21 protein-coding genes and 1 tRNA gene are annotated in these 18,811 nt (G+C 60.5%); 7 read left to right on the top strand and 15 right to left on the bottom strand.

Annotated elements, in window-relative coordinates; genetic code table 11:
• Positions 1–297 precede the first annotated feature (297 nt).
• Together chpT and AC1DXM_RS29585 are read left to right on the top strand one after the other, a co-directional pair.
• Positions 298–927, top strand: coding sequence for a histidine phosphotransferase ChpT (gene chpT / locus AC1DXM_RS29580; protein WP_477238742.1), 630 nt, complete (start codon positions 298–300; stop codon positions 925–927).
• Positions 928–1,185: 258 nt separating this feature from the next.
• Entirely contained in the window at positions 1,186–1,554 is a 369-nt protein-coding gene (locus tag AC1DXM_RS29585; RefSeq protein ID WP_477238785.1) for a response regulator transcription factor, read from the top strand.
• A gap of 83 nt (positions 1,555–1,637) precedes the next feature.
• Here AC1DXM_RS29585 and ctrA read toward each other — a convergent pair whose 3' ends face one another.
• Complete coding sequence (gene ctrA / locus AC1DXM_RS29590) at positions 1,638–2,333, bottom strand: response regulator transcription factor CtrA (RefSeq protein ID WP_006203583.1); 696 nt, start codon at positions 2,331–2,333, stop codon at positions 1,638–1,640.
• A 450-nt stretch (positions 2,334–2,783) separates the two neighbouring features.
• On the opposite strand from ctrA, the gene AC1DXM_RS29595 reads away from it, so the two are divergent.
• Positions 2,784–3,161 (top strand): flagellar export protein FliJ, encoded by a 378-nt coding sequence (locus tag AC1DXM_RS29595; protein ID WP_477238787.1) that lies wholly within the window; start codon positions 2,784–2,786, stop codon positions 3,159–3,161.
• Positions 3,162–3,264: 103 nt separating this feature from the next.
• Here the strand turns inward: AC1DXM_RS29595 and AC1DXM_RS29600 are convergent, their stop codons facing one another.
• Positions 3,265–3,666, bottom strand: a complete 402-nt coding sequence (locus AC1DXM_RS29600; RefSeq protein WP_477238744.1) for a winged helix-turn-helix transcriptional regulator — start codon at positions 3,664–3,666, stop codon at positions 3,265–3,267.
• A 91-nt stretch (positions 3,667–3,757) separates the two neighbouring features.
• Here AC1DXM_RS29600 and AC1DXM_RS29605 point away from each other — a divergent pair, with 91 nt between their 5' ends.
• Positions 3,758–4,687, top strand: a complete 930-nt coding sequence (locus tag AC1DXM_RS29605) for an NADP-dependent oxidoreductase (RefSeq protein ID WP_477238746.1) — start codon at positions 3,758–3,760, stop codon at positions 4,685–4,687.
• 63 nt (positions 4,688–4,750) lie between these two features.
• On the opposite strand, the gene sciP is transcribed toward AC1DXM_RS29605, so the two are convergent.
• Positions 4,751–5,026: a CtrA inhibitor SciP gene (gene sciP / locus AC1DXM_RS29610; protein WP_013529904.1), complete on the bottom strand. Its 276-nt coding sequence runs from the start codon at positions 5,024–5,026 to the stop codon at positions 4,751–4,753.
• Between the two features lie 257 nt (positions 5,027–5,283).
• Here sciP and mnmA point away from each other — a divergent pair, with 257 nt between their 5' ends.
• Complete coding sequence (mnmA, locus tag AC1DXM_RS29615) at positions 5,284–6,474, top strand: tRNA 2-thiouridine(34) synthase MnmA (protein WP_142869579.1); 1,191 nt, start codon at positions 5,284–5,286, stop codon at positions 6,472–6,474.
• Between the two features lie 53 nt (positions 6,475–6,527).
• Here the strand turns inward: mnmA and AC1DXM_RS29620 are convergent, their stop codons facing one another.
• The gene (locus AC1DXM_RS29620; protein WP_477238749.1) at positions 6,528–7,487 is read right to left on the bottom strand and encodes a Gfo/Idh/MocA family protein; all 960 of its coding nucleotides are present in this window, start codon (positions 7,485–7,487) and stop codon (positions 6,528–6,530) included.
• 364 nt (positions 7,488–7,851) lie between these two features.
• Here AC1DXM_RS29620 and AC1DXM_RS29625 point away from each other — a divergent pair.
• A tRNA-Met gene (locus AC1DXM_RS29625) sits at positions 7,852–7,928 on the top strand.
• 215 nt (positions 7,929–8,143) lie between these two features.
• On the opposite strand, the gene AC1DXM_RS29630 is transcribed toward AC1DXM_RS29625, so the two are convergent.
• From AC1DXM_RS29630 to AC1DXM_RS29660, 7 genes are all read right to left on the bottom strand, one after another.
• Positions 8,144–9,052 carry an aminotransferase class IV gene (locus tag AC1DXM_RS29630; protein WP_477238751.1) on the bottom strand — a complete coding sequence of 303 codons (909 nt, stop codon included), beginning with the start codon at positions 9,050–9,052 and terminating at the stop codon, positions 8,144–8,146.
• A gap of 102 nt (positions 9,053–9,154) precedes the next feature.
• On the bottom strand, positions 9,155–9,805 hold the full coding sequence (gene ehuD, locus AC1DXM_RS29635) for an ectoine/hydroxyectoine ABC transporter permease subunit EhuD (protein WP_095203550.1): 651 nt from the start codon (positions 9,803–9,805) through the stop codon (positions 9,155–9,157).
• A 19-nt stretch (positions 9,806–9,824) separates the two neighbouring features.
• Complete coding sequence (locus AC1DXM_RS29640; RefSeq protein ID WP_477238754.1) at positions 9,825–10,664, bottom strand: substrate-binding periplasmic protein; 840 nt, start codon at positions 10,662–10,664, stop codon at positions 9,825–9,827.
• A gap of 84 nt (positions 10,665–10,748) precedes the next feature.
• Positions 10,749–11,489 carry a GntR family transcriptional regulator gene (locus tag AC1DXM_RS29645; RefSeq protein ID WP_477238756.1) on the bottom strand — a complete coding sequence of 247 codons (741 nt, stop codon included), beginning with the start codon at positions 11,487–11,489 and terminating at the stop codon, positions 10,749–10,751.
• Positions 11,490–11,514: 25 nt separating this feature from the next.
• The gene (locus tag AC1DXM_RS29650; protein WP_477238758.1) at positions 11,515–11,898 is read right to left on the bottom strand and encodes a VOC family protein; all 384 of its coding nucleotides are present in this window, start codon (positions 11,896–11,898) and stop codon (positions 11,515–11,517) included.
• A gap of 20 nt (positions 11,899–11,918) precedes the next feature.
• The gene (locus AC1DXM_RS29655; RefSeq protein ID WP_477238760.1) at positions 11,919–13,490 is read right to left on the bottom strand and encodes an AMP-binding protein; all 1,572 of its coding nucleotides are present in this window, start codon (positions 13,488–13,490) and stop codon (positions 11,919–11,921) included.
• A 4-nt stretch (positions 13,491–13,494) separates the two neighbouring features.
• On the bottom strand, positions 13,495–14,661 hold the full coding sequence (locus tag AC1DXM_RS29660) for an acetyl-CoA acetyltransferase (RefSeq protein ID WP_477238762.1): 1,167 nt from the start codon (positions 14,659–14,661) through the stop codon (positions 13,495–13,497).
• Between the two features lie 1,181 nt (positions 14,662–15,842).
• On the opposite strand from AC1DXM_RS29660, the gene AC1DXM_RS29665 reads away from it, so the two are divergent.
• On the top strand, positions 15,843–16,154 hold the full coding sequence (locus AC1DXM_RS29665) for a hypothetical protein (protein WP_477238764.1): 312 nt from the start codon (positions 15,843–15,845) through the stop codon (positions 16,152–16,154).
• A 146-nt stretch (positions 16,155–16,300) separates the two neighbouring features.
• Here AC1DXM_RS29665 and AC1DXM_RS29670 read toward each other — a convergent pair whose 3' ends face one another.
• The 4 genes from AC1DXM_RS29670 to AC1DXM_RS29685 all read right to left on the bottom strand — a co-directional run.
• Complete coding sequence (locus AC1DXM_RS29670; RefSeq protein WP_477238766.1) at positions 16,301–16,999, bottom strand: hypothetical protein; 699 nt, start codon at positions 16,997–16,999, stop codon at positions 16,301–16,303.
• A 40-nt stretch (positions 17,000–17,039) separates the two neighbouring features.
• Positions 17,040–18,206: a hypothetical protein gene (locus tag AC1DXM_RS29675; RefSeq protein ID WP_477238768.1), complete on the bottom strand. Its 1,167-nt coding sequence runs from the start codon at positions 18,204–18,206 to the stop codon at positions 17,040–17,042.
• A gap of 147 nt (positions 18,207–18,353) precedes the next feature.
• A complete protein-coding gene (locus AC1DXM_RS29680; protein WP_477238770.1) occupies positions 18,354–18,557 on the bottom strand; it encodes a hypothetical protein in 204 nt (67 codons plus the stop codon).
• A gap of 5 nt (positions 18,558–18,562) precedes the next feature.
• Positions 18,563–18,811, bottom strand: a 249-nt coding sequence (locus tag AC1DXM_RS29685; RefSeq protein WP_477238772.1) for an SIS domain-containing protein, incomplete at its 5' end; no start/stop codon positions are given.

Consider the following 18,811-nt stretch of genomic DNA (forward strand, 5'->3'; position numbering starts at 1 on the left):
CCGGCTCTTTAGGCGGCCGTTAAGGATGGCTGTTACGGGCAAACTATGCCGTAATCCTTTTTCAACCATTAACCTTCCACATGAACATGGCGGTTCGAAGGCTGTCTGACCGTCTGTGCGGGCTCCCATCCTGTGCAAACACGCCATTTTTGCTGACGAGAATTGTGGATTTGTTGCTGCACGCTCGGGCGCTGTGTATTCAGAAGCGCTGGGGAAAGAGCGTGATTCGGGTGGGTGAGGCGCGGCGGTCGCTCGCGTGGCCACCAGCATGTGAATTTTTTGCAGGGATTTTTGCCGATGGCCGAGCTTTTCTCTCTCTCCGCACCCGATCTCGCAGCCTTGTTGTGCAGCCGCGTCTGCCACGACATCATTTCGCCGGTTGGGGCCATCAACAACGGCCTTGAACTCCTCGACGAGGGCGGCGCCGACGAAGACGCCATGAAACTGATTCGCCAGAGCGCCAAAAACGCTTCGGCCCGGCTGCAGTTCGCCCGCATTGCCTTCGGCGCCGCAGGTTCGGCCGGCATGATGATCGACACCGGCGATGCCGAGGCCGTCGCCATCGCGTTCCTGAAGAACGAGAAGCCGGAACTGGTCTGGAACGGCGTTCGCGCCCTGCTGCCCAAGAACAAGGTCAAGCTGCTGCTCAATTTGCTGCTCGTCGCCAACGCCGCCATCCCGCGCGGCGGCAAGTTGGTGGTTACACTGGAAAACCTCGACACCGAGCCGCGCTTTGCGCTTGCGGCAAGCGGCCCGATGCTGCGTGTGCCGCCAAAATTCCTCGAACTCCATTCCGGCAACAAGCCCGAGGAGCCGATCGACGCCCATTCGGTCCAGCCTTATTACACGCTGCTTCTTGCGCGTGAGGCCAACATGACAATCTCGATCCACGCGACCGCCGACGAGATCGTGCTGTCCGCGGTCTGACGAGCCGAAGTCGTTACCGGCTCGGCCGACCGCCAAGAACAAGTCAAGTATCTTTTCCCGCTGATATTTGCGGGCTTGGCCGAAATTCAGAACAGCCAAGTTTCTTCGTCGGCGACGCGTCGGCTGGCACGGCGGGCAAACGACATTTTTGCAAAAACTTTACCTAACGGCTTTTCGGCTTCTTTACCAGATCGGCTTAAGGTGCATCCCGATACCCCGGATGCCGCCGGTTCGCCCCAAGGCAAAGAGGACCCGGAAATGAAGCGCTGCATGTTTGTTGACGATTCGAGTGTGATCAGGAAGGTCGCAAAACGGATTCTTGGCGGCTCCGACATGGTGGTGATCGAAGCGGCCACCGGACTTGACGCGGTCGAGATGTGCGCTGCCGAGATGCCCGATGTGATTGTCGTCGACGGCGCCCTGCCGGACATGCAGGCGGTCGATCTCATCCGCCAGGTCCGCGCCATGGAAAGCGCGATCAAGCCGCAGATCCTGATTTCGTTGGTCGAAGTCGATGTCGCCTCGATCATGAAGGCAAAGCGCGCCGGCGCCCAGGGCTATCTGTTGAAGCCGTTCAACCGGCCGCAACTGCTCGAACGCTTTCGTACCCTGAAGGTCGCCGCCTGATTCGGCTCGTGCTCGAACTGAAGGACAGCAAAAAACCCGGCCTGAGCCGGGTTTTTTGCATTGAACTCAATCAGATGATTCGGTCAGGCGCTGACGCGGATGTCTTCCGGCTCGCGCAGCACATAGCCACGGCCCCAGACCGTTTCGATGTAGTTCTGGCCACCGGACGCAGCGTCGAGCTTCTTGCGCAGCTTGCAGATGAAGACGTCGATGATCTTCAATTCCGGTTCGTCCATACCGCCATAGAGGTGGTTGAGGAACATTTCCTTGGTCAGCGTGGTGCCCTTGCGCAGCGAGAGCAGCTCCAGCATCTGGTATTCCTTGCCGGTCAGATGCACGCGCTGGCCACCAACTTCGACGGTCTTGGCATCGAGATTGACCACCAGGTCGCCGGTGGTGATGACCGACTGGGCATGGCCCTTGGAGCGACGCACGATGGCGTGAATGCGGGCGACCAGCTCGTCCTTGTGGAACGGCTTGGTCATATAGTCGTCGGCGCCGAAGCCGAGGCCGCGCACCTTGTCTTCGATGCCGGCCATGCCGGACAGGATCAGGATTGGCGTCTTCACCTTGGAGAGGCGAAGTGTCCGCAAGACTTCGTAGCCTGACATGTCGGGAAGGTTGAGATCGAGAAGAATGATATCGTAATCATAAAGTTTCCCGAGATCGACGCCTTCTTCGCCGAGGTCGGTCGTATAAACATTAAAACTTTCGGATTTGAGCATCAGCTCGATGCTCTGAGCGGTTGCACTGTCGTCTTCTATCAGCAGAACGCGCATTTCATTCCCCTTTTCTGCCGCCGGACCAAGTCACGACCCATCCGGGACCGGAGCAGTGATTGCCTGAACAGAAGGCTGCCATCGAATGGTTAACAAAACCTAATTCCGCACCCAGAACGGTACCAGATTTTTTAACCGCTTTCTACACCCTCTTGAATCTAATGATGAATCACAGAACCAAATCGCTAATGCAACACATTAATAAGTTGGACTAAGTGACTCAAGGGACTCGCTGGCCGGCTTCCGTATCGGGAGCCGGAATTTTTACCCGGCCTTAAGTCCTCGCCCTTATGATTAACAATGCCCGTAAACGAATGGTTACCGCCGGCAAAAAACTTTAGGAATTTGTTTCCCATAGTTCGGGGAATGCCGGTGGATACGGGTGTCGCCAGGCCCTGGCGAGCGGATTGGACGATATGTGCAGGTGTGCGTTTGCGGGAGTACCGAATCATGAAGTCACGTGAAAACCTCGTTCGGCTGAAGCAGTTTCAGGTGAATGAGAAGCGGCGGCAGCTGCTGCAGCTCGACACGATGATCGCCGAGTTCGAGCGCATGGCTGTTGAACTGGAGCTTCAGATCACCGCCGAAGAAAAGAAGGCGGGCATCACCGACGTCAGTCATTTTGCCTATCCAACCTTCGCCAAAGCGGCGCGTCTGCGCCGCGACAATCTCAGAAACTCGCAAAGCGACCTCGCCCAGCAGCGAAGCGCTGCCGAATCATTACTCGGCGAAGCTGAAGCGGAGCTTTCCAAGGCCGAGATGCTGGAATCGCGCGACACCAAGATTCGCGATGCGGAACTCGGCGGCCGCAGCGCCATGATCGGCTGAAGACTGTATCTGATCCAGCCGGCAGCAACTGACGCCGCGCCTTGAGTGTAGCCGCACCAAAGGGCTCCGGCGCCGCTGATCTGGCCGCGAGGCGGCCGCAACTTCAGGCCTGTGCCTGCAACTCTGCTTCCTGGTTCGCCGCTGCCCTTGCCCGCGCTTCCTTGATGTCGGGCACATGCTCTTCCGACCAGGACCGTATCTGGGTGAGCAGCCCCGCCAGGTTCTGGCCAAGTTCCGTCAATTCATATTCGACCCGCGGCGGGATCACCGGAAAGATTTCGCGCCGCACCAACCCGTCCCGCTCGAGAATGCGCAGCGTCTGCGTCAGCATTTTGGGCGTGATGCCTTCCAGCCTGCGCGCCAGTTCGCCATTGCGCATCCGGCCGCGGCGCAATGCGCAAACCACCAGATAGACCCATTTGCTGGCCAGCATTTCGAGCACGGCGTGCGAAGGGCATGTCCGCTGGAAGGCATCATAGCCGCCGCAATCATTATCACTATCCATGAGGTACCTATATATAGAAAAGGTACATACTAGACAAGAGAATATTACTATCCAAATGATAGTGGCATATGAACCCAAGCAGGAGCTTGCCATGCGTGCCGTTATCCAGAATTCCGTCGGCGGACCCGACGTCCTCGTCATCGCCGATCGTCCCGCCCCCTCGCCCAAATCGGGCGAAGTGCTGGTCCGCGTGCACGCAGCCGGCATCAATCCGGTCGATGGCTCGGTACGCGCCGGCAATTATCCATTGCTGGGCGAACCGCCCTTCACCCTCGGCTGGGATATTTCAGGCACCGTCGAGGCGCTAGGCCCGGGCGTCAACGGTGGCCTCAAGGTCGGTGACGCCGTGTTCGGCATGCCGCATTTCCCCAAGCAGGCCGCGGCCTATGCGGAACTCGCCGTCACCCCGGCCGATGAAATCGCGCCAAAGCCGCGAATCCTCGATCACGATCACGCCGGCGCGCTGCCGCTGGCCGGCCTGACCGCCTGGCAAGGCCTTGTCCGCCATGGTGGCCTGAAGCCCGGCCAGCGCGTGCTCATCCATGCCGCGGCCGGAGGCGTCGGGCATCTGGCGGTGCAGATCGCCAAGGCGCGCGGCGCCTATGTCATCGCCACCGCCAGCCCGGGAAAACTTGATTTCGTCCGCTCGCTCGGCGCCGATGAGGTCATCGACTACACCAAGGGCGATTTTACCGCCGAGGTCCGCGACCTCGATTTGGTGCTGGACCCGATGGGCGGCGACCATGCCGACCAATCGCTGACAGTCCTGAAGGACGGCGGCGTCCTGGTGTCGCTGCTCAACGTCCACGACACCACTCGGGCCAAGGCTGCGGCGCGAAACATCCGCGTCGAGCGCATGTCCGTGGTGCCTGACCGCGAAGGCCTCGTTGAGCTTGGCAAACTGGTCGACGCGGGAAAGCTTGCCGTCCATGTGGCAAAGAGCTTTCCGCTCGAACAGGCGGGCGCGGCGCACGCCTTTCTCGCCACCAGGCCGATCGGCAAGGTGGTGCTGACGGTCTGAAACAACCCTCAAGACAGGCAAAAGGGCGCGGTTACCGCGCCCTTTTCTGTTGAGATCCTGGCTCTAGTGCCGGTATTGCTGAATGCGCGTCGTGCGCAGTCCGGCAAGGCCGTATTCGTCGATCGACGCTTGCCAGGACAGGAATTCCTCGGTGGTCAGCTTGTAGCGCTGGCATGCCTCGTCGAGGCTCAAAAGCCCGCCGCGAACCGCAGCAACCACTTCCGCCTTACGCCGGATAACCCAGCGACGTGTATTCGTCGGCGGCAGATCGGCAATCGTAAGAGGGCTGCCGTCAGGCCCGATAACATATTTGACTCGCGGTCTAACAAGATCGGTCATCGTACTCTCTACAAAAAACTCAAAGACCCAATCCCCACCACATTACCGCCACAGCTTTAAAAATTGCCTAAGCGAACCCTAATGACTAGGTAAGGATCATGAACGCCGCGTTAGTCTTTTCGTCGGCATTTGAGTGAACGGCCGGGAGACACGCAATTTTCCCGTGAAATCGGCGCCCCAGCAAAGCTGGCGCCGCCGATGTGGTTGACCTATATTCGCGCCACTGCCATTGAAGCGCCGCGCAGAACGAAAGAACCATGAACAGCCTCGATCTTCCCGCCAGCCCGCAAAACACCCGCGTCGTCGTCGCCATGTCGGGCGGTGTCGATTCGTCCGTCGTCGCAGGCCTTTTGAAGCGCGAAGGCTATGATGTCGTCGGCGTCACGCTGCAGCTCTACGACCATGGCGCGGCAACGCATCGGGCCGGCTCGTGCTGCGCCGGCCAGGATATTGACGACGCCCGCCGCGTTTCCGAGACATTGGGCATCCCGCATTACGTGCTCGACTATGAAGAGCGCTTCCGCAAGGCGGTGATCGATCCGTTCGCCGAGAGCTATGTCGCCGGCGAAACGCCGATCCCCTGCGTGTCCTGCAATCAGACGGTGAAGTTCGCGGATCTGCTGGCGACCGCCAAGGACCTTGGCGCCGACGCGCTCGCCACCGGCCACTATATCCGCTCCGGCGCCAATGGCGCCCACCGCGCGCTGTTCCGGCCGGTTGATGCAGACCGCGACCAGAGCTATTTCCTGTTTGCCACCACGCAGGCGCAGATCGACTATCTGCGCTTTCCGCTCGGCGGCCTGTCGAAGCCCGCGGTGCGCGCCATTGCCGAAGAGATGGGGCTGACCGTCGCCGCCAAGCAGGACAGCCAGGACATCTGCTTCGTGCCGCAGGGCAAGTATTCCGATATCATCGCCAAGCTGAAGCCGGCTGCCGCCAACCCGGGCGATATCGTTCATATCGACGGCCGCGTGCTTGGCCGCCATGACGGCATATTGCGCTACACGATCGGCCAGCGCCGCGGCATCGGCATTGCGTCGGGCGAGCCGCTCTACGTCGTCCATCTCGACGCCGACCGGGCCCGCGTCATTGTCGGCCCGCGCGAGGCGCTGGAGACGCACAAGATCTACCTGCGCAACATGAACTGGCTGGGCGATGGCGCGCTGTCAGACATCCCGGCCGCCGGCATGGAGCTGTTCGCCAAGGTCCGCTCGACGCGGCCGCCGCGCCCGGCCGTACTGCATCACCGCGCCGGCAGCACCTTTGTGGAACTGGTCGACGGCGAGTCCGGCATCGCGCCCGGACAGGCCTGCGTGCTCTATTCCGATGACGGCAACGAGGCCCGCGTCTTCGGTGGCGGCTTCATCGAGCGTTCGGAGCGCGGCGCCGAGGCCGAAGCCATGCTGACGCGGCTTGCCGCCCGGCCGGCGCAGGTTCCCGCCGAGTAAACACTACTTTTCTCGGAGACCGTTGGCCGCCGGAGTAGAATTTCCAAACGGTCTCAGGATTTGGTGTGTGTGACCGTGCCTGCCGTCAGGATGCGCAGCACCCTGATGGCTTCCTCGCCGCTGGTGCGCGGCTCGGCGCGCGTCTCGATGCACTGGATGAAATGCTCTAGTTCGCGCGTCAGCGGCATGCCCTGGCCGACCGCGACATAGGATGGTTCGTTGGTGGTGAAGGCCCACTGGCCGCTGTCCTGCCACACTGCGTGGCGGTAGACGGCAAGCTTGCGCTCCCACGGCTCGACATCGTCGAACACCGCCATCGCCTTGGTGCCGACAACGGTCAGCCGCCGCTCGCGGTAAGGGTTGAGCCGCGAGGCGAAGAGATGGCTGCGCAATCCATTGGGGAAGCGCATATGCAGATGCGCGAAGTCGCTGAGGTTGTCGAGCAGTGCCGCCCCCTCGCCTCGCACCTCGATCGGCTCGGTCCCGGTGATGGCCAGGATCATCGACAGATCGTGCGGCGCCAGATCCCACAGCGCGTCGTTCTCAGTGTGGAATTTGCCGAGGCCGAGCCGGTGCGAATGGATGTAGCGGACTTCACCGAGCTCGCCATTGTCGATCAGCGCCTTCAGCGTCTCGAAGGCGGGATGGAAGCGCAAGACATGACCGACCATGAACACGCGGCCATTATCCTTAGCCGCCTGCACCGCGCGTTCGGCATCAGGCACCGTCAGCGCAATCGGCTTTTCCACCAGCACATCCTTGCCGGCTTCAGCGGCGCGTACGGCGAGATCGGCATGGAATTGCGGCGGCAGCGCCATGACGATGGCGTCGATATCGTCGCGCACGAACAGCTGATCCGGCTCGATCGCCAGGCAGTCCTGCTCGCTGGCAAAACCTTCGGCCCGCGCCCGATTGGCATCGGAAACCGCATGCAGCGCGCCAAGCGCCTTGAGGGTGCGGATGTGGTTGCTGCCCCAGTATCCGCAACCGAGGACTGCAATGCGCGGCTTCATCAGCTTCAAACTCTAGATTTCTTGGCCGAGACATAGCGACGTGCCCCGCCGAACTCAACCCCGGCGACAAGAGCATGGTCCCGAAAAGTGGGAACCGGTTTTCACGGACAAACGGGGAACCTGTTTTGTCCAGAGACCATGCTCAAACAAAAGACTAGAGCCCCATCCCGACTGCATCGGGATGGAACAGGCTCTGGCCTCAGATGTCTGCCCGGCAAAGCTTTTCTCGGGCGACAATATGCCGGCGCGCCTGACGCATCGATGCTTGACAGGCTCGCCATCCCAACCTTATATCCGCGCGACCTTGGCGAACGCCTCGAACTGCCTTGCGATTTAAGGTGGATTTCGGGCCTTTCGCCGCCCTGGCGGGGTAGCTCAGTTGGTTAGAGCACGGGAATCATAATCCTGGGGTCGGGGGTTCAAGTCCCTCTCCCGCTACCACTTAATCAATAAGATCAATCGGTTACGTTGGCATCCGCTACCGTCAGCCACACTGAGCACTGTGGCCGACGTCGAAACGCGCCTTGGGCGGACCTATTCGTCGGCGAAGTAACAACTAACGCAGCAGCATGCAGACTGCTGAGCACGCACGCGGCGAACTGCCAAAACTCAACTTAGCGTCCTGCGCGCCTGCCGTGCAGTTGATCCGAGCCGGGTCAAAGTTCGTCTACAGGCGTTGCATGCCAGCCCTGATCGCGTTTGCTCCAGTAGATTTCTCCCAGCCTCGTCGTCAGAGAGCCTGGCTTTCCGTCGCCGATCGGTTTGCCGTTGACGCTGGTGATCGGCATGACGCCGCCGGCAGTGCTGCAGGCGAACACCTCGTCGGCGCCGGTCAGGTCGCTTTCGGAGATCGATCTCACCTCGACGGCCTGTCCGATCTCACGGCAGATCTCGATGACGCACCGACGCGTTATCCCCTCAAGTACATTGTATCCTGGTGTAGAGAGGACCTTGCCCGTCAGTGCGAAAACATTGAACCCGGGACCTTCGCTTATGGTGCCGAGATGGTTCTTCATCAGCGAGGTTTCGCAGCCGGCATCATAGGCGTCGTAGAGGCTGAGCACGAAGTCGATCCAGTTGTAGTTCTTGATCTGCGAGGGAACAGAGTCCGGCGGCAGGCGCCAGCGGCTGGAAACCCAGACAGAGAGCCCGCGCTTGCGCTGTTCTTCATTGGCGACGACCACGAACGGCACGCAAAAGGCCATGAACCTGTTTTTGCACAGGCGCGGATCGCGCGATCCGGAGGGGCCAAGTCCGCGTGTCATGATCATCTGGACTGTCGCGTTGGCCAATCCCGTCATCTCAACGCAGGATTTCAGGATCGTCTCGATTGACTTGCGCTCGACAGGCATCGTGTAGCGCAGCCGGGCACAGGATTGTTCGAAGCGGTCAAGATGATCCTGCAGCCTGAAGAAGGCGCCATTGCGAACGGAAACCGTGTCCTGGCAGGCATCGCCACGGGTGAAGCCCCAGTCCATCAACGGGATCGACGCTTCTCCGATCGGAACATAGCTGCTGTCAATGAAGGCGATGCCTTCGGGGTGCAAGCCGAGTGTCCTGTTCATTTCAATCTCTTTCATGGCCGCGCGAGTGCGCTTGAGACGCTGGCTGTCGGCAGGCGACGATGTCCAGACGGAGGTTGCAGTTCGCTTCGATCCGACAATGGCTCAGCCGGCGGGCGCGCGTTTCATACGATCTTCAATCTTCAGGATCAGCATCGAAGCCGGATAGCTGACGATGAAATAAATGACGAAGGCAGCCGTATAGACCTCCAGGTATTTGTAGGTCGTCGATGCGATCTGGTCGGCTGTGAACATCAGCTCGTTCACCGAAATCACCGCCACCAGAGCGGTGTCCTTGAACATGGCGATGAAGTAGTTTCCGATTGGCGGAATGGCGATCCGAAGGGCTTGCGGCAGTACTACCAGCAGGAAGATGGGTGTCGGCCGCATGCCGAGCGAACGTGCAGCCTCGACCTGCCCCTTGCCAATTGCCGATATGGCACTGCGGTAGACCTCGGAGAGATAGGCCGCGTAGTTGAGCGACAGGCCGAGTATCCCGGCAACCAGGGCCGGTATGTAGATGCCGACATAGGGAAGCACATAGTAGATATAGAAAAGCTGCAGCAGCAGCGGCGTGCCTCGGATGAAGTCGACATAGATCGCCACCGCCCATCGGACGGGTCCGATGGGCGACATGCGTGCGAGCGCAATGAGAAGGCCCAGCACAAGGGCAATCGCCATCGACGCGATCGTTATCCCGACGGTCAGGGCAGCACCCCTTAGCAGCGCCGGCAGGAACTCGAGCACGTCGTTCATTGCGATCTCCTGTCAGCGCTTAGCTGCAACAGTTCGGAAACGGAAAATACCGCTCGACCGGAAGCAGGCCCCACTTTTCGAGAACCTTGCGCAGCCCACCGGAAAGCTGGAGCAGTCGGTTCTGCTCGTCGAACGCCTGCCTGAGCGCAATGTCGTCCTTGCGGAAGCCGGCGCCCACAGCATAGTCGCCGATGGGCATCTTGTAGTTCAGTATCTCGACCGGCAGCGTCCGATCGTTCTTCAACGCGTCGGCCGCAACCATGTCGTCGAAAGCGGCCGCATCCAGGCGCCCGGCGCGCAACTCGGCGAGGATCTGCGGAATGTTCTTATAGGCCTTGACCGTGACGGAGGGGTCGGCTGCCGCCATCTTGTTCAGCCAGTCGAGCTGGATGGTTCCCAGATAGGATCCGACTGTGTGGCCCGGGAAATCGGCCTCGCTCTTGATCTTCGCGGGATTGCCCTTGGGCACCACGAGCGCCTGCCCGGCGCGGTACATCGGCGCCGAGAACACGATCTGCTCGGAGCGCTTGACGGTGATCGCGATGTTGTCCGAGATCAGGTCGCAGCGGCTGGTGTTCAGCGCCGAGATAATTCCAGAGATCGGCACTTCATAAAGCTCGATTTCCGGCACGCCCAGAGGTTCGAAGATGGCACGGACCATGTCGATGTCCGTACCTTCCACCTTGCCGCTGGTCGGATTCTTGTAGGCGTATGGAACGTCGTTGGATGAGCAGACAACGACCTTCTTGGCCGCCTGGATCCGGCTGAGCGATTCATCGGCAGCACTTGCGGCGGACGAGGCAAAAGCTGCGGCGGCGCAAAGCGACGCGGTGACCAGAAAACTGCGCTTAACTGACATGATCATTCCCCTTTTTTGGTTAGTTGATTGATTGTTCATTGTTAACAATATTTCGCCGTAAGATGTATCTCCTCTCGTTCATTCCTAAGGCGCTGAGAGGCCGACAGAGCCGCCGCGGATACGGTCGTCGGATCGGCCCTCCGCCTCGCGGAGCCATTCAACCAGACGCTCGCCATCTGCGGTGTTGTGTTGCGCGGCAAGCCGCTCGGCCTCGCCAGCCCGGCCTTCCCGCATCGCCGCGATGAGGGACTCATGGGTGACGATGTAGTCCTGCAGCGAAAGGAACTTGCTGACGAGGGACTGGTAGAGGCGGACCTGGCCGGCGATCAGTGCGTAGTGTGCCTGCAGGGCGGAATGCTCGGTAAGCTCGGCGATCGTTAGGTGAAGCTGGAAATCCGCTTCCACCGCGCGCGTCCGCACGCCGGACGAGACCGCCTTCACGACCTTGTCGTAGGCTTGGTCCAGCCGATCCCGCTTTTCTTCGGTGATGGTCTCGGCGAGCAGCCGTGCAGCGAAGGCTTCCAATGCATTGCGTAGCGTGAACAACTCCCAGGCATCGCGAGAGGTCAGCGACCTCACGCTGTAGCCGCGGTATGGTTCCTGGACGATCAGCCCTTCGGCAACCAGAAGCCGCAGCGATGCGCGGATTGTTCCACGGCTGAGACCGAACGAGTCAGCAATCACCTCTTCCGTCAACTTCTCACCGGGCGCAAACACACCCGTAAGGATCGCGTCGCGCAATTTGTCGGCGGCCTGCGCATCGAGACTGCGGCGGGTCACCTCCATTTGCGGAGCGGGTTTGCGATTCAGTTTGGGACGAGCCATGGAATGAGCCTTGAATGGAAGCGGGTCAGGATGTGTAGCATGCAACTTCAATGAGATTTCTGTCTGGATCTCGAAAATAGACCGAGCGCATCGCGCCGCTCGCGCCGGTCTGATCGACAGGCCCCACCTCGATGGGAATCTTGAGCGTACCCAATTCCTGCACGATGTCGTCGATGCCGCCTTCGGCGATGAGGCACAGATCGCCCGTCCCCGGCGCGGGAATGTCGGCATGCGGCGTATATTCGCCGCGATACGGATGAAGGTTGATCTTCTGGTTGCCGAAATGCAGCGCATTGTAGGTGCCGTCGAACACGACATGGCGCATGCCGAGCACACGCCGGTAGAAATCGATGGTCTGCGCCATGTCCCTGACGGTGAGCACCACATGATCCAGACCTTTAATCTTCATTGTCGCCACCTTCTGCTCAGTCAAGCCGCGCGCTCGTGCTCTTCCGCGAGCCTTTTGATGATCTCCCGCTTCAGCACCTTGCCATAGGCGGACTTCGGCAGCTCCGGCCAGAACACCACCTGGTTGGGAAATTTGTATCTTGCGACGCGGCCGTTGAGGCCGTCGATGACATCCCTCGCGGCAATCTCGCAGCCGGCTTTCACCACCACCACTGCCACCCCGCATTCACCCCATTTTGGATGCGGCATGCCGACCACCGCCGCTTCGGTGATCCGCCCGTCGTCGAGGATCGCCTCTTCGATCTCGCGCGGATAGACGTTCAGCCCGCCGGAAATATACATGTCGGAGGCGCGGCCGGTGATATGGAGAAAACCACGCTCGTCGAGGAAGCCGAGATCGCCGGTGTAGAACCAGCCGTGTCGGAAGGCTTTTGCAGTCGCCTCCGGATCGTTGTGATAGCCGGCAAAGGCAGCCTGGCCACGGGCGCAGATTTCTCCCGTTTCGCCGGCAGCAAGGCGCTGGCCATCGGTGTCAAGGATCGCGACCTCGACGCCGGTGCGAGGCACCCCGCAGCTGCCCACGGCATGGTCCAGCGAGCCGGACGTGGCCGGTTCGTGCTGGCCGGGTGACAGCACTGTGATATTGGCGGTGAACTCGCCAAGGCCATAGTGCTGGACAAGGACGTTGCCCAGCTTGGCCAGGGCGAGTGCCTGGTCGGAGCGGGCCATTGGCGCACCACCGTAGTTCACATGACGCAGCGAACTGTGGTCGTAGTGATCGACGGACGGGTGCTCGACGAGGGTCTTGAGGAGAGTCGGCACGGCGAAGAAGTTTGTCACCCTGTGCCGCATGATCGTCTTCCAGACCGTTTCGGGATCGAGTGAGGTGGCCGTCAGGATGATCTGCGGCGCGCCGCGCGCCACATGTGCCAGTGCATGAACGCCGGCGCCGTGCGACAGCGGCGTGATGACGAGCGAGGCGTCGTTTTCGCTGGTGCCGGGAAACATGTCCGCCAGATGGCTGGCAACGACAAACGCCAACTGGCCATGGGTGAGCACGGCGGCCTTGGGGCGGCCGGTGGTGCCCGATGTGTAGAAGAACCAGGCCGGCTGGTCCCGATCCACATCCGCCTCGACAAAGCTGTCGCTGCCGTCCGCGAGAAATTGTTCGTAGACCAGGCTGCCTTCGAGCGCTGCGTCAAGGCAGACGGACAGCGGCGCCGGGTCCAGCGCGGCGCGCATGGCCTCACAATGCGCGGCGAATTCGCTGTCGAAGACGGTCGCGCACGCCGAGGCGTGCCCGGCCATGTAAGCGACCTCGGCCGGCGTCAGCCGGAAATTGACCGGGACCCAGACTGCGCCCAGCTTGAAGCAAGCCCATTTCACCTCGAAGGCACGGTGGCTGTTGCGCGCCTGGACCATGATCCGGTCACCCGGACGAATACCGGATTTGAGCAGTGCACCAGCAAGACGATTGACCCGCTGGTCGACCTGCGACCAGGTAAGAGTCCGCTCCGGAACGACGACGCCCGGACGATCGGCGAAGCGCCGTGCGTTCTGGGTCAGGAAATGGCCGATGTTGAAGGTCGACATCGCTTCACCTGAGCGGTTCGAGGACGGTGGCATAGTTGGCAACCGAGACGCCGCCCATGTTGAAGACGCCACCCAGCGCTGCGTTCTTGATCTGCATGCCGCCCGCGCTGCCGGTGAGCTGCATGGCGGCGTTGACCAGCATCGAGACGCCGGTGGCGCCGACCGGATGACCTCTGGCCTTCAGCCCGCCCGACGGATTGACCGGGAGTTCGCCAGTCATTTCGGTGGTGCCGTCCATGATGGCGCGAGCGCCCTCGCCGCGCCCCGCGATGCCCAGCGCCTCGTACTGGATGAGTTCCGAAATGGTGAAGCAGTCATGCAGTTCGATGAAGTCGAGATCGCGGTTGGTCAGGCCGGCCTGCCCCATCGCGCCGGACCAGGCACGCGCGGCGCCTTCGAACGAGGTGATCTCCGGCCGTCTCGATAATTGCAGGTAGTCGCTGGTCTGGCACATCGCGCGCAGCGCGACCGCCCTCTTCATGCGCAGCGCGGTGGCGGCATCCGTCAGAACGAGTGCTGCGGCACCGTCGGAAATCAGCGCGCAGTCGGTGCGCTTCAGCGGACCGGCGACGACCGGATTGCGATCCGATACGTTTCGGCAGAATTCGAAACCGAGATCCTGCCGCATGTGCGCCAGCGGATTGGCGACGGCGTTGCGATGGTTCTTGGCCGCGATCCCGGCCAGCGCGTCGGACTGGTCGCCGTATTTCTGGAAGTAGGAAGAGGCTATCTGCCCGAAGACGCCGGCAAAGCCTCCTTCGATTGACCGTGTCTCCTCGACATAACTCGCCTTCAGCAGCGCCCGGCCGACCGACGCGCTGTCCAGCGCCGTCATCTTCTCCACGCCGATCACCAGGGCAAAGCGCGCCCGCTTCGATTCGACGGCGCGGGCCGCCTGGTAGACGGCAGCCGAGCCGGTAGCGCAGGCATTCTCGATCCTGGTCGCCGGCTTGAAGCGCAGGTCCGGGCTGCCGTTCAGCACGAGAGATGAGGCAAAGTCCTGCTCGACGAGGCCCGGATTAAAAGTGCCGACGAAAATTTCGTCGATCTCATCGCCCCGCAGACCGGCGTCGTCAATAGCGTCGGCAGCCACGCCTGCGATCAACTCCTCCAGGCCGGCGTCCAGCCTACCGAATTTGGAGTGCGACCAACCAACGATGCATGTGAGCATTTCAAGCGCTTCCGGCTGAGGATTTCGACCAGCGTCGCGCCGTTTTAGTTAATTGTCAACAATTGTTTTTTATAAACGATACCGGTGTGCGCATCACTTGTGGATTCGAAAAAGTCTGCGGGAAGAGACGGGCATAGAGGCCCTGCGCTTGACGGCGGTAGGTATTCCCGTTCAGGGAAATCCTGTCGGCATGGACAGTCCCGTCACGCGCGGCAACGAAGAAAATACCGCACGTCTTCTGGATATGGGGAAAGGCGGTAGCGCTCTCCTGCTACCACCTTTCCCAATATTCCTTTGACGCCGTTGGGAGAGGCATTCCCACCGAGCGGTGCCGTTAGACGCCCCGTGATTTCGACTTCGAATCCGCCGATCCTCGACGGTCTTGGAACCTCTTAAATGACTTCCGACAAGCATATTGGGACTTTGGTCTATTGCACCTTAGGACCGAAGCCGGGCGATGGAACCTTTGCCCAAGGTTAAGGTTCGAGCCGCGCATTCGTGGCTCGGCTGGAAGGCCGCCACCACTTAGTTTCAGTAAATCGCTGAGGGGAGTGGCACATGCCTATTTCCGAAGAAATGATGGACGAGTACCTCGAATTTCAATGCCCCAACTGCTCCCATGTAATGGTGAAGAAGGGCTCTTGGGTGAAGGTGATATCTACCTTCAACTGCGACCGATGCAACGCGAAGATTAGGATCGGTTATTTGAGCAAGCTCGCGCTTTTCGAACAAAAGATGCAGAGCATGCGCCTATCATAGTCCAATCCGCCGGTGCGCGAGGAAGGGCAATCGACAGCAGGCGTTGCGTTACTCAACAATACCTTAGGTTGGCGTCAGCTGTGCCGGCACTACCGGAGAAGCCTGCGGTGAAGCCGTGACAGCTTTCAGCCTGCCCTTCTTGTCCAGCTTCGGCTTTTCATAAACGCGCTTTGCTGGTGCTGCCTGCAGAAAAAAGTGCTGCGCTGAAGATGCTCGATGGGGTCAGCAAGGACATGAAAAAAGCCCGCCGGCTTGAGCCCGCGGGCGAGAATTTCATCAAAGGCTGACGGGGGGTTTGAATTCTCGTCGTAGATAAAATTTAGCTGAAGCTCACATTGGATCAACTAGTCCTTACGGCCTATCGTCCTGTTTCGAGCAACCCCTATCTCCACTCCGAGACGAGGTAGATCAGGCAGCGAATGATGGAGCGGTTTGCCAAAAAACTCACTCTTCGCGCGAAGGAACAAGCGCTCGCCCAAGCGAACGACCGAGAATCCCTGCGAACTCAAATCGCCGAAGCCTACAAAAGCCTTGCCGAGATGTCCGAACGACTGAAGGCCGCGGATCTCGCGGACGGGCGCCTGAAAGTGTACCGGCCGCGCTACGGAGGCAATTTCTCGTGCCCAATCTGTTGGGTGGAACGCGGCACAGTCAGGATGCTCCGTCGCGAAGAGGAGCCGAACCATGCGTACCGATGCAAAGCATGCGGTTTCAACGAATTGGATGATCCGTGATAGAAGCGGCTTCAGGTTCACCAGGTCTAATCAGGCGGCGGGTTCCCAAAAATCGGACTTGGGGCATGTCATCGCCAAGCGTGGCGCCGCGCGCCGTGCCGAACGACCCGCAAAACGTTGTATGGTGGCCCTTACAGGCCATGGGTCTATTTTATTCCGGTGACCCTGCCTGCTCTATCGAGACTGCAATTGACCTTTGCCTGCCGGACTTCGATGCCACCTTGCCTTGCGTAGTCCACTCGCACGTTGATCGGCGCCGAGATTGCACCGCGGCGTTGACGCAAGGCACCCGCGCTTGCCGCGCGGACACGGATGGCCCCAAGCGGCTTGGCAGCGGACATGACCGCCGAGCGGCAGGCTTGCACGACCGCAACTGGCGTCCCGGGAATCGCTTCCAGTGGTCCCAGAAATCCAAAGGGATACCCTTTGGTGAAGCCCCGCCCTGATTTGGAAGGCCTTAGGACAGGCGGCAGAACCATCGACTTTCTGGTGGTCTTGGCAGTCGCTGCCGAGACTGCGGCCGGACTACCGGCAGCGGTAGCCGATTGGTTTTCGGCGGACTCATCATCGCCGACGCCGACACCTGCGCCAACCGAAGCTCCAACGTTTGCTCCGCCCGCACCGTCGACGCTCGTGCTTACCCCCACAGACGTGCCTTGCGCACCAGTGCTCACTCCAGCACCGATCCCGAGACCGCCGACGTTCGCGCCCACCCCCACTGATGTGCCTTGCCTACCGCCGCTCACCCCTGCGCCGAGTCCGATGCCGCCGACGCCGGTGTCAAAAGCCGAGGCAGGCGCGGCCGCCATTCCGGTCATCAATGCGGCCACGACGCAATTTTTCATTGTCATGCTCCCGTGCGGCATACATTTCGCTCCCTAGTCCTCACTGGCCCAGGCCGCGCTTTTTCGGGGGGCGCGTTGGGAGCAATGCCGCGGGAAGATCGATGGTAGCCAGCACCTCCGATTGCGATGGGTCCTGGCCCTTTTCCTTCTGTTTCTCCTGCGAGCGCGGTTTACGGGTTGCCCCTGAGCGCGGTAATTTAGCTGCAAGCTCACCCGCTGGGGCGCGTACTTTCGGCGCGCGCTGCAATGCTGTAATGCGACGCTTATCCTTGAAGATGTCAATTGTCTCACGCGCGGCACTGAGGCTGCGGGCCAAACCGTTAGACCTTTCACGCTCCTGGTCCAGCGCCGCACTCAACACAGTCGATTGCTGCCTCAACGCATCGCGTTCCTTCCGAACAGAGTCGAGCTCACTTGTGGCTGAGTCTGCTCGTTCGCGTTCCAGTTTGAGTGCTTCCCCAGCCTGCTTGGAAGCGGCTTCGGCCACTTGGCGGTCCTTTTCGGCGCTGGCCTGCTCGACTGCGGCCAGATTTGCGCCTGTCTTGAGAGCATCGATCGTTTGATAAGCCGTGGAAAGTTGTTGCTTCAAGAGCGCAACCTTCTGGCGCTCGTCCTCAAGCGCTTGCTTTGCAGGAGCCTCGGTGGCTTCCATGGAGGGGTTGGCTCCTGGCACGCTGTTGTCCGCGCTTTCAGAGAGAGTGGCTGCCGCCCGGAGATTTTCGATAACACGTTGCGCCGTCTCCAAACTGTGCGAGAGCGCTTCGTCTGTTTGCTGCTGTGCTTTTAAGGCCTGAGCTTGCTTGGCGAGCTCCGCTCGTGCTGTGGCCAACTCGCGGCGCAACCCTTCCACATTCTCGTCGAGCGAGGTGTGTGCATCCTTGGATGCCTGCGCTTCACCGAGGACCGCACTGGATGCAGGGGATCCCGACACGCCCGTTTGCGTGTTGCCCGGTTCTTTCTCGAAATCGGTGTGGTCCAAAACCACGATCGACGAGTTGTCGTTAGCTGTGCCGGCTGTTGACGCTTCCGGGGCCAACTGACTGTACGCTGGAGATGCAACCAGCAGAATGAGGGTTAGCGGGACGAAAAGAGACATAGCGCCACGCGATGCCCTGCGTCTCCCTCGGGATAAAATCAATAGGCGTCGATTAATGAAAGTGAAGTCATAGCGGAGACGCTTCGATTTGGTATTCTGCGCATAGACCATCGCTGAAACTCATCAACCACGGCCCTCACCGCCATTGTATTTTCCACTTACTGCGGGCCACGGCGCTAAATGCCGCGTGAGACGAATTTTATCCCTGTCTCCCTACTTGTCTTCGTTCGAACGGACGAAGGACATTCCCTGCGCTCGCTAGGCTCGACCTATGAACAAAATGGGGACCATCAGGCCGACGGCGCTGGCCAGCAAAAGGCTGATCATCGCGACGATGAAAACCTCAAGAGCGCAACTGGCCCATTTACCTGTGATCGACGAAAAATGCAGCTTCGATCGCGAGGGCTTCGTCCCAATTGCCGACTCATTGGCCACCTCTTCTGGGCGGAGACGATTAGCCATCCGCCCTACTCCACCGTCACCGATTTCGCCAGATTGCGCGGCTGGTCGACGTCGGTGCCCATGAAGACGGCTGCGTAATAGGCCAGCATCTGGATCGGCAGCGCGTAGATGATTGGCGAGATGATCTCCGGCACGTCGGGCAGGATGATCGTCTCCATCGTCTTGACGCTGACCTGCGCCGCGCCCTTGGCATCGGTGATCAGGATGATCTTGCCGCCGCGCGCCGCCACTTCCTGCATGTTGGATACGGTCTT

It is taken from the genome of Mesorhizobium sp. P3_A2 (assembly GCF_056403115.1).

Bases quoted from the DNA above. Each gene is read 5' to 3' on its own strand.
- AC1DXM_RS29675 (WP_477238768.1), bottom strand. From the start codon at position 18,206: ATGGTCTATGCGCAGAATACCAAATCGAAGCGTCTCCGCTATGACTTC.
- mnmA (WP_142869579.1), top strand. From the start codon at position 5,284: ATGAACAGCCTCGATCTTCCCGCCAGCCCGCAAAACACCCGCGTCGTC.
- AC1DXM_RS29600 (WP_477238744.1), bottom strand. From the start codon at position 3,666: ATGGATAGTGATAATGATTGCGGCGGCTATGATGCCTTCCAGCGGACA.
- AC1DXM_RS29660 (WP_477238762.1), bottom strand. From the start codon at position 14,661: ATGCTCACATGCATCGTTGGTTGGTCGCACTCCAAATTCGGTAGGCTG.
- AC1DXM_RS29680 (WP_477238770.1), bottom strand. From the start codon at position 18,557: ATGGCTAATCGTCTCCGCCCAGAAGAGGTGGCCAATGAGTCGGCAATT.
- AC1DXM_RS29630 (WP_477238751.1), bottom strand. From the start codon at position 9,052: ATGAACAGGACACTCGGCTTGCACCCCGAAGGCATCGCCTTCATTGAC.
- sciP (WP_013529904.1), bottom strand. From the start codon at position 5,026: ATGACCGATCTTGTTAGACCGCGAGTCAAATATGTTATCGGGCCTGAC.
- AC1DXM_RS29620 (WP_477238749.1), bottom strand. From the start codon at position 7,487: ATGAAGCCGCGCATTGCAGTCCTCGGTTGCGGATACTGGGGCAGCAAC.
- AC1DXM_RS29655 (WP_477238760.1), bottom strand. From the start codon at position 13,490: ATGTCGACCTTCAACATCGGCCATTTCCTGACCCAGAACGCACGGCGC.
- chpT (WP_477238742.1), top strand. From the start codon at position 298: ATGGCCGAGCTTTTCTCTCTCTCCGCACCCGATCTCGCAGCCTTGTTG.
- AC1DXM_RS29650 (WP_477238758.1), bottom strand. From the start codon at position 11,898: ATGAAGATTAAAGGTCTGGATCATGTGGTGCTCACCGTCAGGGACATG.
- AC1DXM_RS29640 (WP_477238754.1), bottom strand. From the start codon at position 10,664: ATGTCAGTTAAGCGCAGTTTTCTGGTCACCGCGTCGCTTTGCGCCGCC.
- ctrA (WP_006203583.1), bottom strand. From the start codon at position 2,333: ATGCGCGTTCTGCTGATAGAAGACGACAGTGCAACCGCTCAGAGCATC.
- AC1DXM_RS29595 (WP_477238787.1), top strand. From the start codon at position 2,784: ATGAAGTCACGTGAAAACCTCGTTCGGCTGAAGCAGTTTCAGGTGAAT.
- AC1DXM_RS29605 (WP_477238746.1), top strand. From the start codon at position 3,758: ATGCGTGCCGTTATCCAGAATTCCGTCGGCGGACCCGACGTCCTCGTC.
- ehuD (WP_095203550.1), bottom strand. From the start codon at position 9,805: ATGAACGACGTGCTCGAGTTCCTGCCGGCGCTGCTAAGGGGTGCTGCC.
- AC1DXM_RS29665 (WP_477238764.1), top strand. From the start codon at position 15,843: ATGGAGCGGTTTGCCAAAAAACTCACTCTTCGCGCGAAGGAACAAGCG.
- AC1DXM_RS29670 (WP_477238766.1), bottom strand. From the start codon at position 16,999: ATGAAAAATTGCGTCGTGGCCGCATTGATGACCGGAATGGCGGCCGCG.
- AC1DXM_RS29585 (WP_477238785.1), top strand. From the start codon at position 1,186: ATGAAGCGCTGCATGTTTGTTGACGATTCGAGTGTGATCAGGAAGGTC.
- AC1DXM_RS29645 (WP_477238756.1), bottom strand. From the start codon at position 11,489: ATGGCTCGTCCCAAACTGAATCGCAAACCCGCTCCGCAAATGGAGGTG.